This window comes from Escherichia sp. MR, assembly GCF_005280595.1.
Taxonomy (GTDB): domain Bacteria; phylum Pseudomonadota; class Gammaproteobacteria; order Enterobacterales; family Enterobacteriaceae; genus Escherichia; species Escherichia ruysiae.
Window position 1 is genome coordinate 1 of the sequence record NZ_SZVK01000071.1, and the last position, 3,507, is coordinate 3,507.

The 3,507-nt window shown below is 52.8% G+C and carries 1 protein-coding gene; it reads right to left on the reverse strand.

All coding sequences use genetic code 11. The features are described from left to right. Nucleotides 1-277: 277 nt before the first annotated feature. On the reverse strand, nt 278-3,507 hold a 3,230-nt coding region (locus FC814_RS23320), incomplete at its 5' end, for a YadA family autotransporter adhesin (RefSeq protein WP_301546382.1).

Consider the following 3,507-nt stretch of genomic DNA (forward strand, 5'->3'; position numbering starts at 1 on the left):
CCCTCGCCCCTTTGGGGAGAGGGTCGGGGTGAGGGGGCAGCGCGCACGATGCCCCACATCAGCCCGGCAATGCAAGAAAACCATTATGCACGGTATCAGATGCAGCACGTTTTTCCCCCTCGCCCATTTGGGGAGAGGGTCGGGGTGAGGGGATCAGCGCGCATGTAGCCTCAAGCTAATGTTAAAAAGCCGAAGTCACAATTTGTGCAATTTTCAAACAAAAAAAGGGCAACCCTCCTCAGAGAATTGCCCTTAGTCACACTAACTTAATGGGTCATTACCACTGAATACCGGCACCGAGTGCGGCGGAGTATTCACCCTGGCTATTGGTACTACCTTGTAATTTGTAGACCCAACGACCGTTGGCGCTCACCATCGACACACCTAAAGCAACAGCCGATTCACCGTTGTATGTACCGCCACCAATGGAGGCCATGCTGGCACCTGGCGTGTAAGCCTGCGGCAGACCGGTCATCGCCATTGCAGAAGCGATACCACCGCTCAACTTGCTTTCGGTTTTGGACAGTTTGTTATCCATCTCAACCATGCGCTGATCGGTGTATTGCTTCGTTTCCTGCACGCTTTGCTTCAACTGCGCGTAGTTCACCGCGTCGTTGTTGTTAACGCCAGCGGAAACGTTGCTGATGCGAGTCGTTCCGCCATTACCACCGCCGAGAGTGATGTTGCTGTAATCAACAGAACCGTCAGCTTTGGTGTCATAGCGCACGCCGCCTGCTTCGGAAGACTTCAACTGCGCAACGTTAACCGCGTCAGTAGCATTTTTACCAGCGGCAACGTTGGTGATACGGCGTTGGTTAGTGGAAGAACCTACGGAGATCGTATTTTCTTCGTTTGCCACAGAGCCAGTACCCAGCGCAACGCTGTTATCAGCGGCAGCAATAGAGCCAGAGCCAATCGCAACACTGTCTTTACCCTGCGCGTTAGCATCTACGCCATCGGTGTTGGTCTTGAAGTACTTGGTGCTACCGGTGCTTACGATATCGCCAATACCGTTTTCGATATTGGTGACGCGGGTATCCAGATTCGTTACCTGAGTATTCAGGTTAGTAATGCTCTGGATGTTCTGGGAAACCTGTGCGTCCGTCACTTTCAACTGACCAACGTTAACGGCATCGGTATCTGCCGAACCCGCCGCGACATTAGTGATCTGACGTTGACCGTCTTCACTGCCGACAGAGAACTCACCGACAGAGTTCTGCGGCGCGTCCATGTTGTAGGCGGTGTAGCCAGTCTGAGCGCCGCGAGTGGTCTGAGAACCATTACCCATTGCAATACTGTTTGCATGGTTGGCGCGTGCGTTAGAACCGATAGCAATACCGTTGATGGCATCTGGCAGAACCAGAGTGTTCAGGCCGATACCAATACCCGCGTCAGCATTAACGATAGTTTTCGCGCCCATCGCCAGCGAGTCAGTACCTACCGCCAGTGAATCTTCTTCCGTTGAGTTGGCATGGTAGTACTTGGTCGGCGTAGTGGCGACAGCACCAATGGCGTTTTGCAACTGGCGTACAGTCACGGCGTCATGGGATTCAGTACCATCAGCAACGTTGATGATCTGACGGTACTTACCATCATCGCCAATCGACAATGCGCCAAGCAGTTCGCCGTCAGTGGTGTCGTAACCAATCACAACGCCTTCTTCGGTTACGCTGGTGTTACGAGAACCTTTAACAATCACACGGCTGGAGACGGATTCGCTACCCAGCGCGATACCAGTATCAACGCTGCTGCTGCTATTCTGACCAATTGCGACACTGCTTTCGCCGGAAGCGACAGCGTTATAACCCACCGCTGTAGCGCCAGTACCTGATGCGCTCGCATCAATAAAGGTTAAGCCGGTGTCATTAGTACGCGCATAGTTCAGACCCGCACCGTTCTCTTCGATGTAGTCTATGCTGGTATTACCGGCAATCTGGTTGATGATCTCATTTTGCTGATTGATCAACGTGTTGGTGGCGAACAACTGTGAACTATTAATTGCATCAGTACTGGTTTCAGAAATATCACCATTAGCAACATTAGTGATTACGCTGGCTTTGCCATCGCGGCTGGCGCTGAACGCACCATTTTCACCGGCGGTTGCGTCCCAGAGCAGCGCATCATCCAGGGTTGAGTCGATCGCGTCCAGAGCATCACCGACGTTATTGTAATCGGTATCAGCAATGGAGTACGTCGGCGCACTGATGCTACCGTCAGCATTTACTGCGGCGCCACCGCCCAGGGCATCAACAACAGAGTTGCTCACACCGTAGAGTTGCCCACCATTGATGGCATCGGTGCTGGTTTCAGAAACGGCACCATTTGCGACATTGGTAATTTTGCTGGCATTGCCACCGTGGCCGGCGCTGAATGCACTTGCCGTTTCATCCCACAGCAGAGCGTCGCCCAGTGAAGTGCTAAAGGAGGTGTTAATCGCCGCCAGCGCATCACCTACGTTATCGTAGCTGTTGCTACCGATGGTGTAGGACGGGCCAGTAAATACACCGTTTTCATCAACCGAGGCGTTACCGCCAAAATAGTCTGCCAGTGAATCACTTAAGCTAAACAGTTGCCCACCGTTAACGGCATCGGTGCTGGTAGATGAGATTGTTCCAGCGGTGACGTTAGTGATTTTGCTGGTGGTTTCGGTGCCGTGTGCAGCGGTGAATGCGCTTGCGGCGTCATCCCATTTCAGCGCATCTTCACCGAGGTTGTTCACCGTATCAGTCAGATTGGTGATGTTGGTGGTGTTAGTAGCGATGTTAGTGGTGTTGGTTGCCACATTGTCGTTAGTGGTTTTCAACTGAGAACCGTTAACGGCATCGGTACTGGTCTCCGTCAACTCACCTGCCGTAACGTTAGTGATTTTGCTGGTGGCTTCGGTGCCGTGTGCGGCGGTGAATGCACCTGAGGCGTCATCCCATGCCAGCGCGTCGGCACCAAGGTTAGTCACTGTATCAGTCAGGTTGGTGATACTGGTGGTGTTGGCGGCAACATCATTCGTCAGGTTAGTGATGTTGGTGGTGTTGTTAGCAACTTCGCCGGTCAGGTTGCTGATATTGGTGGTGTTGGTTGCCACGTTATCGTTAGTGGTTTTCAACTGAGAACCGTTAACGGCATCGGTACTGGTCTCCGTCAACTCACCTGCCGTAACGTTAGTGATTTTGTTGGTGGCTTCGGTGCCGTGTGCGGCGGTGAATGCACCTGAGGCGTCATCCCATGCCAGCGCGTCGGCACCAAGGTTAGTCACTGTATCAGTCAGGTTGGTGATACTGGTGGTGTTGGCGGCAACATCATTCGTCAGGTTAGTGATGTTGGTGGTGTTGTTAGCAACTTCGCCGGTCAGGTTGCTGATATTGGTGGTGTTGGTTGCCACGTTATCGTTAGTGGTTTTCAACTGAGAACCGTTAACGGCATCGGTACTGGTCTCCGTCAGTTCACCCGCCGTAACGTTAGTGATTTTGCTGGTGGCTTCAGTGCCGTGTGCGGCAGTGAATACGCCAGCGG